General features: G+C 66.0%; 10 protein-coding genes. 1 reads left to right on the forward strand and 9 read right to left on the reverse strand.

Annotated features, from left to right (window positions below; translation table 11 throughout):
* Positions 1 to 224: flagellin N-terminal helical domain-containing protein (locus JQ617_RS08900; protein ID WP_473322076.1), on the reverse strand; the 224-nt coding region annotated here is incomplete at its 3' end.
* A 322-nt stretch (positions 225 to 546) separates the two neighbouring features.
* Between JQ617_RS08900 and flbT the strand changes: the two genes are divergently transcribed.
* Positions 547 to 987: a flagellar biosynthesis repressor FlbT gene (gene flbT / locus JQ617_RS08905; RefSeq protein WP_212026006.1), complete on the forward strand. Its 441-nt coding sequence runs from the start codon at positions 547 to 549 to the stop codon at positions 985 to 987.
* A 90-nt stretch (positions 988 to 1,077) separates the two neighbouring features.
* Here flbT and JQ617_RS08910 read toward each other — a convergent pair whose 3' ends face one another.
* The 8 genes from JQ617_RS08910 to msrB form a co-directional block, all read right to left on the reverse strand.
* Positions 1,078 to 2,574 carry a pyridoxal phosphate-dependent decarboxylase family protein gene (locus JQ617_RS08910; RefSeq protein WP_212026007.1) on the reverse strand — a complete coding sequence of 499 codons (1,497 nt, stop codon included), beginning with the start codon at positions 2,572 to 2,574 and terminating at the stop codon, positions 1,078 to 1,080.
* Entirely contained in the window at positions 2,571 to 3,818 is a 1,248-nt protein-coding gene (locus tag JQ617_RS08915) for an ATP-grasp domain-containing protein (protein ID WP_212026008.1), read from the reverse strand. The genes JQ617_RS08910 and JQ617_RS08915 overlap by 4 nt, the downstream gene beginning before the upstream one ends.
* Position 3,819: 1 nt before the next feature.
* Complete coding sequence (locus tag JQ617_RS08920; protein WP_212026009.1) at positions 3,820 to 5,445, reverse strand: hypothetical protein; 1,626 nt, start codon at positions 5,443 to 5,445, stop codon at positions 3,820 to 3,822.
* Between the two features lie 10 nt (positions 5,446 to 5,455).
* Entirely contained in the window at positions 5,456 to 6,238 is a 783-nt protein-coding gene (locus tag JQ617_RS08925; protein WP_212026010.1) for a methylenetetrahydrofolate reductase, read from the reverse strand.
* A gap of 73 nt (positions 6,239 to 6,311) precedes the next feature.
* Entirely contained in the window at positions 6,312 to 8,195 is a 1,884-nt protein-coding gene (locus JQ617_RS08930; RefSeq protein ID WP_212026011.1) for a flagellin family protein, read from the reverse strand.
* A gap of 21 nt (positions 8,196 to 8,216) precedes the next feature.
* The gene (flgK, locus tag JQ617_RS08935) at positions 8,217 to 10,100 is read right to left on the reverse strand and encodes a flagellar hook-associated protein FlgK (protein WP_212026012.1); all 1,884 of its coding nucleotides are present in this window, start codon (positions 10,098 to 10,100) and stop codon (positions 8,217 to 8,219) included.
* 34 nt (positions 10,101 to 10,134) lie between these two features.
* Positions 10,135 to 12,411 carry a flagellar hook-basal body complex protein gene (locus JQ617_RS08940; RefSeq protein ID WP_212026013.1) on the reverse strand — a complete coding sequence of 759 codons (2,277 nt, stop codon included), beginning with the start codon at positions 12,409 to 12,411 and terminating at the stop codon, positions 10,135 to 10,137.
* Between the two features lie 291 nt (positions 12,412 to 12,702).
* Positions 12,703 to 13,215: a peptide-methionine (R)-S-oxide reductase MsrB gene (gene msrB / locus JQ617_RS08945; protein ID WP_063687867.1), complete on the reverse strand. Its 513-nt coding sequence runs from the start codon at positions 13,213 to 13,215 to the stop codon at positions 12,703 to 12,705.
* Between the last annotated feature and the right edge of the window lie 51 nt (positions 13,216 to 13,266).

The following is a 13,266-nucleotide window of genomic DNA, read 5'->3' on the forward strand; positions in this document are numbered from 1 at the left end:
TGCAGCACCTGCACGCCGTTGGCGATGCCATCGAGCAGGTTGTTGATGTCGCTGGCGCGGTTGTCGAGCGACTGGGCCGTGAAGAAGTTGGTGGGGTTGTCCAGGGCCGAATTGACGCTCTTGCCGGTCGACAGACGGTTCTGCGTGGTGGCGAGAAGATCAGCGGTGGACTGGAGGGACAGCAGGTTCTGACGAACCGACGAGGAGAGGACGATACCTGACATAACTCTGTTACCTTTCTGGTAAACGACGCTACTGTTACGCGTCTGCTCGGATCGAGATGGATCCGGCGACCGGCGGACCCTGGCGCCGAGACCTCTAACGAAACATGAAATGAAATCGGCGCTTTCGCGCAGTCGGCGCGTGATTCGGCCGGCCCAGCGGCCGCCGGCGCTGCGCCGCCAGGCAAATCCGACGTTGATATGATTGATCTTTTCCGCCCGAATGCCGGCGATTTAGAACTCGTTAACTAATGTTGAGGGAGTATTGCACCCTGATCCGCCGCAACTCACGCTCGGTTACGAAAGCGTTGATGGAGAACAGGCAATGGCTCTCAAGGTCGAGCTCAAACCGCACGAACGCATCATCGTCGGCAATTCCGTGATCACCAACACGGACCAGCGCGCTCGTCTGCTGATCGACGGTGAGAACGTGCCGATCCTGCGCGAGCGCGACATCCTCACGCCCGAGACCGCCGATACGCCCGCCAAGCTCGTCTACCTGGCGGTCCAGCTCATGTACATCTCGCCGGATCCGCAGACCCAGCACGGCACCTATTTCAACCTGGTGCGCGACATCGTCACCGCGGTGCCGAGCTCCTGGCCGATCATCGAAGGCATCAACAACAACATCCTGAACGGCGACCTCTACCGGGCGCTGAAGGAGGCCCGCAAGCTGATCGCCTATGAAGAGAAGCTTCGCAGCCAGTTCGAGGCCACCCATCCCAAGGTGGAAGCGGCCAAGGACGACGTCAGCACCGCCGCCTGACAACGGTCCGCGCGGGCGACCAGGCTCCGCAAACGACAACGGCCCCGGATCGCCTCCGGGGCCGTTGTCGTTTTTCAATCCTGCGTCGCGCTATTGCGCCACGAGCGGCGGCGCCTCGACGTCGATCACGCCTCCGCTCCGCCGTTCGCCGAACTCCAGCACGGCCGCGACCAGCGCATCGATATCGGTTTCGCTGGTGCGGTGATTGACGATCGCGGCGCGGATCGCGAACCTGCCGTTCAGCGTCGTGCCCGAGGGCGCGGCGATTCCTGACTCCTGAATGTCGGCGACGATCTCGCGGTTGACCGCATCGCCCGTGCGATAGCGGAAGCAGACGATGTTGAGATTCACCGGCGCCAGCAATTCCAGCCGCGGCTCGGCCAGCACGCGTGTCTCCAGATATTTCGCCAGCGCGCAGCTTCGCGCGATCACCGTGCCCAAGCGGTCGGTGCCGTAGGTCTTCAGCGTGAACCAGGTCTTCAACGCCCGGAAGCCGCGCGACAGGTCGGGACCGAGATCGCAGGGCCACACCGCGCCAGCCGCAAGTCCCCTCGCCTCGCGGCTCAGATAGGCCGCCGGCTGCGCGAACGCCTGCCGGTGCCGTTCGCCGTCGCGCACCAGCAGGAAGCCGGCGTCATAGGGCACCTGTCCCCATTTGTGGAAGTCGAGCGCAATGGAGTCGGCGAGCTCGATGCCGCCGAGCAATGGCGCGAGTCCGGGAGAGAACATCGCGAGCGCACCAAAAGCGCCATCGACGTGAAACCAGATTCCTTCCTCGCGGCACAACTCAGCGACGGCCTTGAGATCGTCGATCGCGCCGATATCGACCGTCCCGGCGGAAGCGACGACGAGGAACGGCTTGAAACCGACCTCGCGGTCGACGGCGATCTGCGCGCGCAGCGCGGCGACGTCGATGCGATGATCGGCATCGACGCCGATCTTGCGCAGCGCATCGGTCCCGAGCCCCGCGATGTCCATTGCCCGGGAGACGCAGCCATGCGCGGCCTGCGAGGTATAGGCCGTGAGCAGCGCGCCGTCATTGCCGATGCCGTATTGCCGCGCCAGCATGCCGAGCGCAGATGTACGCGCCACCAGCACCGCCATCAGATTGGCCATCGACGTGCCCGTGACGAAGATGCCGCTCGCGCTCTCGGGGAACGCGAACAGGCGGCGCATCCAGTCGACGATCTGGCGCTCGACCTCGATCGGCATGTGGTCGCGCCCGCCGAGATTGGCGTTGAGGCCGGCGGCAAGCATCTCGGCGAGCATGCCGACCGCAGTGCCGCCGCCATGGACCCAGCCCATGAAGCCGGGATGAACGTTGCCGGTCGCGTAAGGCGCGACATGCTCGGCGAACTCGCGATAGACATCGGCGAGATCGCTTGCCTCGCGCGGCACGTCGGACTTGATGGCCGCGCGGACCTCATCGGGAATCGGCTGCCAGACCGGGCGCGCACGCACGTTGGCAATGCCGTCGATCGCCTCCTCCAGCATGCGATGAGCGAGCGCGCGGAATTCGCTCCAGTCCTGCGGATCGAGCGACGTCTGCGCGAGCGAGCCTTGCGTGTTGCGAATGATCTCGTTCATGCCGCGCTCCCAGCACCCGCCGTTGCGTGCCGCGACAGCATCGCCGTGAACGCGGCAAAGATCTTGCGCATCTGCGGCGGCTTGTAGGGAAACACGGCGGGCGGATCCATGTTGTGCACGACGGCGGTGTTGTCGGCCTCGAACACCAGCAGCTCGCCATCCTGGTTTTCGGCGCAGTCGACGATGAAATAGTCGAGGCCGACGCGCCTGCTCATCTCGTCGAGCGCATCCTTGTGACGCGCCGCGAAGTCATGATCGAAGTCCTGCATGAAGATGGCTTCTTCAGCGCGCTTCTCTTCACTGAACGCCATGTAGGCGTTGAGATACCAGATGTCCCAACGGTCCGCGATCGCCATGTGGCAGGCATAAGGCTTGCCGTCGACCATGGTGAGCCGGATCTTGCGAAAGAGCCCGTCGGGGCTCGCGTAGTTGACGAAGCGGGCGACGAAGAAGTCCTGCTCCTGCCGCTCGGCAAGATAGGCTTTGAGCGCGGCCGCATCGTCGATCTTCGCAAGCCCGACGCCGGCATGCGTGCCGCGCGGCCGCACGATCATTGGAAAGTGCAACTCGCCCGTGATCTCCGCGCAAGCGATCTGCCCCTCCGAGAGAGCCATCAACTGCGCGCGGGTCGCGTTGGCTGTCACGGGAATATCGAGACCGGGAATATCAGCCAGCAACCGATAGAGCTTGTCGCGATCGAGATTGCCGATGAGCTCGGGCCGATTGAGCAGCGGCCGCGGCCAGCGCGGCGCGGCCTGCGCGATGACGGCCAGCGCCTCGCGGCATTCCTCTGAATCGGAGGCGACCACGATGGCCACGTCATGATCGGGCAATGTCTCGGGCAGGCCGACGCCCTTGATCACATAGAGCGTCAGCAGCTCGATGTCGGAGCCTTCGAGCAGGAACTCGATCGGAGTGTTGCCGCCCATGTCGATATCGGCCGCGAGCGCGAGCACGCGCAGGCGCGGTTTCGGCAGCCCGCAAGGCGTGCGAAACAATTGATGGAAGGCGAGCACCTCGGTCTGGATCACGAGGCCGGCTTCCTTCTCGCCGAGAAGCTGCGCGATCAGCGATAGATCGAGGCCTTCGCCTGCCTCCGCCGTCCCTTGCTCGATCCTTGCCAGCAGCCGCTCGCGCAGCGGATGCAGGTCGCCGCCCTCGAAGGCATGGCGCGTCAACTGCGCAAAGCCGATACGGTCGGAATAGGCTGGCGCGGTGACAGGCGCGGAATCGGGATGCAGCATCTTAGGCCTCGAGCACAAACTTCCGCGGCGCAGCCGTGGCACTGTTGAGCAGCAGCTCGATCTTCACCAGCACATGGGCGATGCGATCGAGGATATGTTGCAGATTGCGTTGCGATTGCGTGGCGTCCGCCGACCAGGCTTCCGTCACCAGCCGCGCGCCGACGCACAGCCGCAGCACGCCTTGCGGGTTGCCGTCCGCCCGCTCGAGCCGGACCGGCTGACCGACGAGGCAGCGTTGCGCGGCGACCTGCCGGTCCGCCGCGCTGCCGTCGATGTCCTCGCTCATGTCGCGCGCGAGACCACGATGCACGGCGCTGATGTCGGCGATCGAGACCGGCTGCCCGTCACGGAGCAGCGTGAATGGAAAGATCGTGGCGGCCGCGAATTCCTCGTCGTCCGCGCCGGCCGGCACCGATGGGTTCGGAACGGCTTGAAGCGACGGCGACAGCGCGATCATGCTGTCGATGCCGGCGGCGAACTCGGCGAGCGCCCTGGCGCGGAATGCGCCGGGCACGGCATAATAGCTGCCGATCTCCGCAAGAGCGGCCTCCCAGCGCAGCCATTGGCCGAAATTCGGCCGGCGCTCGAAGCGCGAGCGCAGCGCCGTCCAGGCCATCGGCCAGTCGCAGCGGCCGGCATAGTCGAAGATACCCGGCGCGATCGCGCCGATCCGGTCGATCGACCGCGACAGGCCCTTCGGCACCAGCAGCGCGCCGCTGAAGGCGGGACCGCCGAAGAATTTGGAGCCTGTCATCAGCACCATGTAGCCGCGGTCGAGATAGCAGCGCAGCCGGCGGCGGCCGAGCCGCGCCTGGCAGGCATCGACGACCACCTGAACCTTGCGCGGCCAGCGCCGCGCGATCTCATCGAGGCAGGCAGCACTCGGCGCGCGCCAGCCGAGTTTTGACGAATCCATGATGTGAAGGAGAACGCACCGGCCTTGCGCGAGGCTGTCCTCGACTGCACGCATTACTGTAGCGTCCGCGTCCGCACACATCGCGATGCCGGGTGCGGCGGCGTCGAGCAGCGGCACCGCGATGCTGTCGCCGGCAAGCCCGACCACGGCACCGTCCTTGCGCACTGCAACGCCGCTCGCCGTCAGCGTGCTGAAATGGCGGCCGCCCGCGGTATGGGCCGTGCCGCTGCCGGTCTGGTCGGCACCGACCACGATCGTCACCGGCGGGGCGCCGAGCACCGCGCGCGCCAGGAACAGCGCGTGAAGCTGGGAGTCGGTGCCCGATGGCGAGAACACGATGTCGACACGCGGCGAAAGCTGCAGATGTCCGCGCAGCTCCTCGCGCATGCCCTCGCAGCGCGCGTCGAAGGCGACCTCGACCTCGTCGAACAGGCATTTGTGCATCAGCTCTTCGCGCGCCAGCGCAGCGCGGTCGTAGGCGAGCTGCGAGATCGTGGACGCGGTCGACGAGGCGAAATTCCAGATCTCCGGCTCCGGCGAGGCCGCGCAGCCATAGGCGTTGACGCGATCCCTGGCGTCGAGCGTCAGGCGCGGATCGCCGCCCGAGACCAGCAGCGTGTCCAGCGGCGTGAAGAGATCGCGCAGACGATAGCGCGAGCCGCCCTCGGACGCCCGCTCGATGTCTGGCAGACGGGATGCGCCGGTGCTCATCCCGGATGGCTCACGCCGCGTCGGCCGCCGCCGCGGGCGCCGGCGCGAATTGCGAGGCGATGTCGCCGTGGAACACCGACGGCCCGACATGGTCGAGCGAGCTCTGGATGTCGGCCCAGATCTCCCCGCCGATATCGGTCCAGCGCTTGCAGAACGCGAAGTCCTCGGAGAGATAGGTGCCGGTCGCGGGGTCGATCATGCATTCGAACAGCGCGAACCGGTTCTGGCTCGCGGCCAGCGTATCGTGCGAGTGCTCGCGGAAGAACTGCAGGTTCGCATAGTCCGGATGGCGGCACATCGCCTCCAGCACGTGACGGCGGATCATCAGGAAGCCGGTGCCGGCGTAGCGCACGCGGGTAAAGCCGTTGACCACCACGATGCGGTCGGGATCCTCGATCTCCAGCACGTAGTCGAGCGAGGCGGCCGGCACGTCGGTGCGGCCGGACTGGACCGCCCGCCTTGCCTTGTCCCAGTTCACCCGCTTGATCGGATAACAGCCCGCGACGACGTCGGCGCCGCATTCGATCAGGCGGAACACCTGCTCCGGCTTGAAGCCGATGTCGGCGTCGATGAACAGGAAATGCGTTGCGTCGGGATCGTCCAGGAACATCGCGGCCAGATTGGCCCGCGCCCGCGTGATCAGCGCGTCGCCGTCGCGCAGGAGCACCTTGAGCTCGAGATTGGACATGCCGTGTACGGCGCGCTGGAGCGCGAAGATCGAGCTCGCGTAGATGCTCGACACCTGCCCGCCGAAGCAAGGCGTCGCCACCACCAGCTGCATTCTGTCAGACATCGCCCGCTCCGCCCCCGCTTGCAATCCTCACCAAGAGGTAAACAGGCATGGTTAACGGCGTCTTAACGCATCCTTACAGGAACTTGACGAGCGAGAGCTGCGCCAGGTTCGAGGTCACCTGGTAGGACGCCTGCAACGCGTTCTGGAGCGCCAGGATCTCGCTCGCGACCTGGTCGGGCGAGGCCGATTCCGCCTGGTCGACGATGCTCTGGAGCTGCGCCTTGGCCTGGGTCTGGCGCGTGCTCGCATCCTTCATCGTGTTCTGGGCCATCGCGATGTCGGTCTGGATGTCCTCGATGCGCTGCTGGCCGGGCTGCTGGGTCAGCGCCTGCGTCACCCGCAGGCTCAGCGCCGAGACCTGCCCGCCCGAATACTGCCCGGTCGGCGAGGTCGAGAACGTCCCGAACACGGCGATCGCCTGCAGCTGCCGGCGGATCGCGTCCTCGTCGGCCTGCGCGCCGTACTGCACCGTGACGGAATCGTCGACCCGCGCCACCGCCGTGGAGCGCGCCGAGCCCGGCCCGTCATTGCCGAGGTACCATTTCACTGTCGTGGCGGAGCCGTTCACCAGCGTCGTCGCCGAGCTCGCCGGCGAGGAGCCGACGCGCAGCGGCGGCTGCGTCGCGGTCACCGGCGTCGCGCTGAAGCCGAGCGAGCCGAGCGCGGCGGGATTGGAACTCGTGATGCTCAGGCTCGCCGCATCGTCGGTGTTGATGGTGATCGCGCCGCCGTGCACGGTCGACGGCTTCGACGTCCCCGTGATCGCGTCGACCTTGCTGAGCAGGGTCTGGATGCTGTCGGTCACGTTGATCTGGTTGCCGGTCGCGCCCGAGGCGACGAAGCTGAGCGTGGTGCCGTTGACGGTGATGGTGTCGCCGGCGGCAAAGCCCGGCGAGATCGAGTCCGTGGGGCTCGTGCCGGACAGCGCCGTCGCACCGCTGATCGGTACGAGGGGGCCCGCCTGGCTGGTCTTGGGCGTACCGATCGCGGAGCTCGCGGTATTGAAGAAATTGTCGCCGGCGGTCACGGCGGAGGCCGCCACCAGCGAGGTGTTCGAGAGCTTCTTGATCGCCGTGTTCAGCGCCGTGTTGAGATTGGCCGCGGTGTTGTTCGGATTGACCGGCACGCTCGCGTCGATCGCGAAGCTGCCGAGCGGCGTCGGCGTCGCCGAGGACGCGGTCAGGTCGATCTGCTCGGTGGTGCCGTCCGGCAGCGTGAACTGGATGCTCAGCTTGTCGCCATTGGCAGGATTGTTGCCGTTGAGATCGACGGAGAACGACACCGGCGAGCCGCTCGGGCCGGTGACGGTCGCGCCGGTCAGGGTCGAGGACACCGCCTTGATCTTGAGCCCGAACGGCGAGCCGGCGACGTCTTCCGACACCTGCACCGAGCTCGGCGTCGGCTGCGTCTGCACCAGCCGCCCCATGCCGTTGGCCCCGAGGTCGGCGGCCTGGCGTTCCGCCATCACGGTCTTGAAGCCGGCCTGCGTCGTGGTGCCGTTGATGATGTCGCCGGCGTCCGCGACCGACTGCGTGTTGGCCGCCGTTCCCGAGAACAGATAGCGGTTGCCCGACTGCGTGTTGAGCACGCCGACCATCGAGCCGAACTGCGCCGCGGCGGTGTTCTGCGCGATCGTCTGTCCGTTGACGTTGAGATCCTGCGCGGTGTTGGCCGAGCCGGTCTGCACCGTGTTGCGGATCGTCGTCAGCGCCTGCAGCGCGGTGTTGGCGAGGTTGATGTTGACGTTCACGTTGGTGATCGTGTCGGTATAGGCGGAGATGTTGGAGAGCTGCGCGCGCGAGGCGATCGCGAAGCCCTCGTTGGTGCCCATGCCGGAATAGTTCTGCGACAGCTTGCCGGTCGAGAGCTGCGTCGACAGGTCGGTGAGCTGCTGATTGATGTTGCGGATCTGCGAGCCGAGAACCGACGACGAGTAATTGATACTGCTGATCGACATCTTTCAGAGCCCTGCTACTTGTTACACTTGAGCCTGGATCAACGTGTTCATCATGCTCTGCACCACCGACATGACGTGGGCGTTGGCGGCATAGGCATTCTGCAGCTGGATCAGGTTCGACATCTCCGAGTCCAGATTGACCTTGGAGGTCGAGTCGAACTTGGCCTGCAGCGTCGAGACCACGACGCTCTGGCCCTGCTGCAGCTGGGTGGCCTGGGTCGAGGCGTTGGCCTGGATGCTCAGGAACTGCTGCAAATAGTTCGAGACGCTGCCGGTGAAGGGCTGGTTGGCCGAGCCGAGGCCGGTCGTCGGCGAATAGGAGAACACCGCATTGGTGAGCTGCGAATAGAGATAGTCCGAGCGCGTGGTGTCGCCCGCGGGCGTCACCGGCGAGGTGTTGTAGACCGACAGCCGCGTGGGATCGGCGACCAGCTGCGTGTTCACGGCGATGCGTCCGGCAAGGCCGGTCATCTGCGAGCCCGAGGCCGTGATCGCGCCGGTATAGAGCGCCTGCCCGCCGTCGGTGAACACCGCCAGCTGCGGGCTGCCCGAGGCCAGCGACGAGATCGTCTTGGAGGTCGAGGCCGAATTGACTTTGGCAAGGCCGCTGTTGTCGTCGGTCACCCGCAGCGTCGTGGGCGTCGCCGGCAACGGTGCCGCGGAGAACGACAAATGCGAGCCCGCCAGCGCGGTGTTGAGCGCGGAGGCGATCGCGCCCATGCCGCCGGCGAAGTTGACGCCCACCCGCATCGGATTGGCATTGGTGGCGTTCTGGAGCGGCAGCGCCGCCGGATCGGTCACGTTGACGAGCGTGATCTGGCGCTGGGTGTTGGTCGCCGCGTCCGTATAGGTGATGTTGGCTGTGTTGCCCGGCAGCGCGCCGGCAAGGTCCAGGTCGAAGCCGGCCGGCGGGCCTGAGACCGTGCTGCCGGCCGTGGTCTTGTCCGACAGCGCGCTCGACATCGTGGCGGCGAGCTGGTCGAGCTGGGTCTGCGCCTGCACCAGCGTCTGGTCACGCAGCTTGAGGTCGGCGGCGATCTGGCCCGACGAGACCACATTGTTGGCGACGACGTCGACCTTCGAGCCGTTCGGCAGCACGATGTTGAAGGCGCCGACGCCGGACTTGGCCGGGTCGGTGTTGTAGAGCGAGGTCGCCGACAGCGCACCGGCGGAGGCAAAAGAGAATTGCGAGGCAAGCCCCGCGCCGACCAGCTGGATGCCGGTCGTGGTGTAGATGTTGGCCTGGTTCGAGCCGTCGGTGGTGACGCGGACGTCGACATATTTCGACAGCGTGTTGATGGCCTGGTCGCGCTGGTCCATCAGCGTCGCGGCCGAGGGGTCGTTGGCGGACAGGCCCTGCAGCTTGGTGTTGATGTCGGCGACCTTCTGCATCGCCGCGTTGGCGGCTGCCGCCGAGGTGCCGAGATCCTGCTCGGCGTTGGAGCGCAGCGACTGAACGCCCTTGGTGGCGACGTTGAGCTGCTGCGCCAGCGCCTGTGCCGCACCCAGCGCGACGGTCTGCGCCGACGATGCGCCGGAGCTCGTCGACAGCGCCTGCAGCGCCGTGGTGAACTTGTTCAGCGCGCTTTCGAGCGTGCCGTCGTTGCCGGGCGTGCCGTAGACATTCTGAAGCTGCTTCAGAATGTTGGCCATCTGGTCGGCGTAGCCGCTGCCGCCGGTCTCGGTGCGCAGCTGGTTCAGCACATAGGTGTCGAGCTCCCGGCTGACGCCGGTCGTCATCGCCGTCGAGCCGAAATCGCCGGTGGTGACCTCGATCTGGTTCGCGGTCTGGACGACGTAGCCCGGCGTCTGCGCATTCGCGACGTTCGAGGAGACGATCGAGAGCGCGGCCTGGTTGGCACGCAGACCGCTCATCGCACTGGCGAGGGCTGAACTCAAACCCATGTTACTTGCCGCCTTTGGTTACGTTACGCGCCGATCAGCGCAACACGTTCAGAAGGTCCTGCACCATCGAATTCGCGGTCGTGATCACCTTGGTATTGGCCGAGTAGGCCTGCTGGGTCACGATCAGCTTGGTGAATTCGTCGGCGATGTCGGTGTTCGAGCCTTCCAGCGACGAGCCGCTGATGGTGCCCGAAGCGCCGTCGATCGCCGGGCCCGACTGCTCGGTCGCAGCATAAGCGCCGCCATCGAGCGCCTTCAGGTAATTGGTGCCGTTGAAGTGCGACAGCGACACCTGTGCGAGGTCGAGGTTCTGGCCGTTGGAGAAGGTGCCGACCACGAGGCCGTTGTTGTTGACGGCGACCGAGCGGAGCTGGCCGGCGGCGTAGCCGTTCTGGGTGATGGTGTTGATGGTCACCGCGCCGCTGGTGCTGGCATATTGCGTCAGGCCGCCCTGAGAGATGTTGAAGGCGAGCGAGCCGAGCGACTGACCGCCGACGGTGACATTGTTGATGGTGACGCCCGAGGTGCTCGGCGAGGTCAGCGAGCCGTCGGCGGCGAAGGTGAAGGCTTGCCCGGTATTGACCCAGCCGACCGTCGTACCCGTCGCATTCGGATCGGTCTGGTAGAACAGGTTCCAGGTGTCGGAATGGCCGGTGCCCAGCGAGGCGCTGTCGGTCTTGGCCCAGCGCAGCTGCAGGTTCACCGGCGTACCGGCGGCGTTGTAGGCCGTGACCGCACCGCCGCTGATCGATTCCTTGGTGAACGTGGCGATGTCGTTGCCGATCACGCCGCCGGTGCCGGCTGTGCCGCCGCCGCCGCGGTTCTTGGAGACGGACGAGGTGAAGCCGAGCGCAGCGAAGGCGCTGCTGTTGTTGCTGGTCACCGTGAGGGTGGGATTGGCAATACCGGTGTTCAGCGTGATCACGCCGTTGCTGATCGAGGAGCCGCTCGCGCCGCTGAGCTGGTCGATCTGGGTGAGCAGGGTCGCGATGGAGTCGGTGATATTGATCTGGTTCGGAGGGGTCGCGCCGGAGGCCACGAAGGTGATCGTATTGGCAGGTCCCGTGCCGTTGACCTGGATCGTGTTGCCGACCACGAAGGGCGTCGACAGGACTTCCGCCCCGCCGGGCTGCGCGGTGCCGCCGAGCTGTGTGCCACTCGTGATCGCAGGGGTGGACAGCACGTTGCCGCCGCGCGTCACGCTGCTGACGCCGAGCAAGCCTGCCGCAGTGCCGCCGATCGTGACGTCGGCCGTGGTGCTCGATGTGATCTGGATGTTACCGCTGGAGTTGATCGTCACGTTGGCGGCGGGAACGCCCGCTCCTGCGGCGATCTCGTTGAGGACGTCCTGCATCGTCGAGGTGGTCGGCGACTTCAGACCGATCGTGGTGACGACTGGGGGGCCTGCGACCGTCGCAGTGTTCGAGACGGTGTTGTCGAAGTTGATGATCCGGCCGTTGACCGTCAACTGCTTGCCGGCGAGGTTGGTGAGCAGACTGGTGTTGAGATGCGTGCCCGAGCCGGAATCAAGTGACGTCGCGCCAGTTGCCACCGCCGAAGCGCTGTCCAGCAGCGCCACCGTGCCGGTCGCGGTCGTCGCCGTATAGGCCGAGCGCAGATTGCCGGTCGCCGCTGCGCCGGAGACCGTCGCATTCGTATAGGGCGGCGGCGGCGTGCCGATGATCAGCGGGTTGGCGGCGAAATCGGACGGGTTCAGGCCGCCGGCCGCGAGCAGCGTGCCGGTCGCGGCGGTCGAGCTCGCCGCCGTGTTCGGGACGCTCGGCAGGTTCGCGGCGTACTGGATCGAGGTCGTCGCCTGGGCCGGAATGAAGTTGTTCTGGAATTTCAGGACGGTCGCGACGTTGCCGGTCGGATTGCCGGTCTTCGGGTCGACCGTGGTGCCCATCAGATAATAGCCGGCGCCGTTGACCAGGTTGCCGTTGGCATTGAGCTGGAAGTCGCCGCGGCGGGTGTAGTAGGTGACGCCGCTGAACACCGGGACGTTGTCGACGACGCCGGTGGCCTTCTGGATCGAGAAGAAGCCGTCGCCGGTGATCGCCATGTTGGTGGCAACGGTGGAGCCGGAGATCGTGCCTTGCGTGGTGATGGTGGCCTTGGCGTTGGCGGTCACGCCGCCCGCGACCTGCTTGCTCGGCACCGAGGAGTCGGGGATGAGATCGACGAAGCTGGTGCCGATGCCCTTGTAACCGGTGGTGGATGAGTTCGCGATGTTGCCGGAAATGTTCTGCAGCGCGTAGGACTGCGCCTGCAGGCCACCCACCGAGGTGTTCATTGCATCGAAGATACCCATAACTTTGTCTCCAGATCCGATCTCGGCGGCCGGTCGACCATGGCCGCAGTCGGAAGAGACAGTCGCAAGGGCTATGCCAATGCGGGTATTCTCGTGAAATCAATGACTTAATAAAAAGGCCCCGGTCCGATGACCGGGGCACAATTGCCGGGACCGGCAACTATTGCCGGGGAAAGTTGTCGTTCCGGGGCGCTGCGAAGCATCGAACTATGGTGCGCCATTGCGCACCTGAGAACCTCGAGATTCCGGATTCGATGCTCACGCATCGCTCCGGAATGACGCCTCAACCCGCTACGTCGCCGAGGCCGCCGCCGGGTGGAAAACCAGCCCGAAACCGTCGATGCAGTAGCGCAGCCCGGTCGGCTTCGGGCCGTCGTCGAAGACATGGCCGAGATGGCCGCCGCAGCGCCGGCAATGCACCTCGGTGCGGAGCATGCCGTAGGTGCGGTCCTCGGTCTTGCCGACATTGCCCTCGATCGGCTGGTAGAAGCTCGGCCAGCCCGTGCCGCTCTCGAACTTGGTGTCGGACGCGAACAGCGGCAGGTCGCAGCCGGCGCAGGCGAACACGCCCTTGCGGTGCTCCTTGAGCAGCGGGCTGGAGCCCGGCCGCTCGGTGCCGTGATTGCGCAGGATCTCGTATTGCTGCGGCGTGAGCTGGGCACGCCACTCGGCCTCCGTCTTGGTCACCTCGAACTTTTCCGCGGCCTTTTCGCCGGCTGCGGCCGGGGATCCCGTCAGCCAGCGGAAGGCCGAAAGGCCAAACAGGCCGGCGACAGTCGTAAGCAGGATGCGGCGGTCAAACATCTCATTCTCCGTGCGCGGGGAGTCCACGCCCTGAGATACGGGCTCTAACGG

Origin of the sequence: Bradyrhizobium sp. KB893862 SZCCT0404 (genome assembly GCF_018130885.1) — a bacterium.
In the GTDB taxonomy this organism is placed as follows: domain Bacteria; phylum Pseudomonadota; class Alphaproteobacteria; order Rhizobiales; family Xanthobacteraceae; genus Bradyrhizobium; species Bradyrhizobium stylosanthis.

Excerpts from the sequence above, each read along its gene's own strand:
- flbT (WP_212026006.1), top strand. The coding sequence starts at position 547 with ATGGCTCTCAAGGTCGAGCTCAAACCGCACGAACGCATCATCGTCGGC.
- JQ617_RS08910 (WP_212026007.1), bottom strand. The coding sequence starts at position 2,574 with ATGAACGAGATCATTCGCAACACGCAAGGCTCGCTCGCGCAGACGTCG.
- JQ617_RS08915 (WP_212026008.1), bottom strand. The coding sequence starts at position 3,818 with ATGCTGCATCCCGATTCCGCGCCTGTCACCGCGCCAGCCTATTCCGAC.
- JQ617_RS08920 (WP_212026009.1), bottom strand. The coding sequence starts at position 5,445 with ATGAGCACCGGCGCATCCCGTCTGCCAGACATCGAGCGGGCGTCCGAG.
- JQ617_RS08925 (WP_212026010.1), bottom strand. The coding sequence starts at position 6,238 with ATGTCTGACAGAATGCAGCTGGTGGTGGCGACGCCTTGCTTCGGCGGG.
- JQ617_RS08930 (WP_212026011.1), bottom strand. The coding sequence starts at position 8,195 with ATGTCGATCAGCAGTATCAATTACTCGTCGTCGGTTCTCGGCTCGCAG.
- flgK (WP_212026012.1), bottom strand. The coding sequence starts at position 10,100 with ATGGGTTTGAGTTCAGCCCTCGCCAGTGCGATGAGCGGTCTGCGTGCC.
- JQ617_RS08940 (WP_212026013.1), bottom strand. The coding sequence starts at position 12,411 with ATGGGTATCTTCGATGCAATGAACACCTCGGTGGGTGGCCTGCAGGCG.
- msrB (WP_063687867.1), bottom strand. The coding sequence starts at position 13,215 with ATGTTTGACCGCCGCATCCTGCTTACGACTGTCGCCGGCCTGTTTGGC.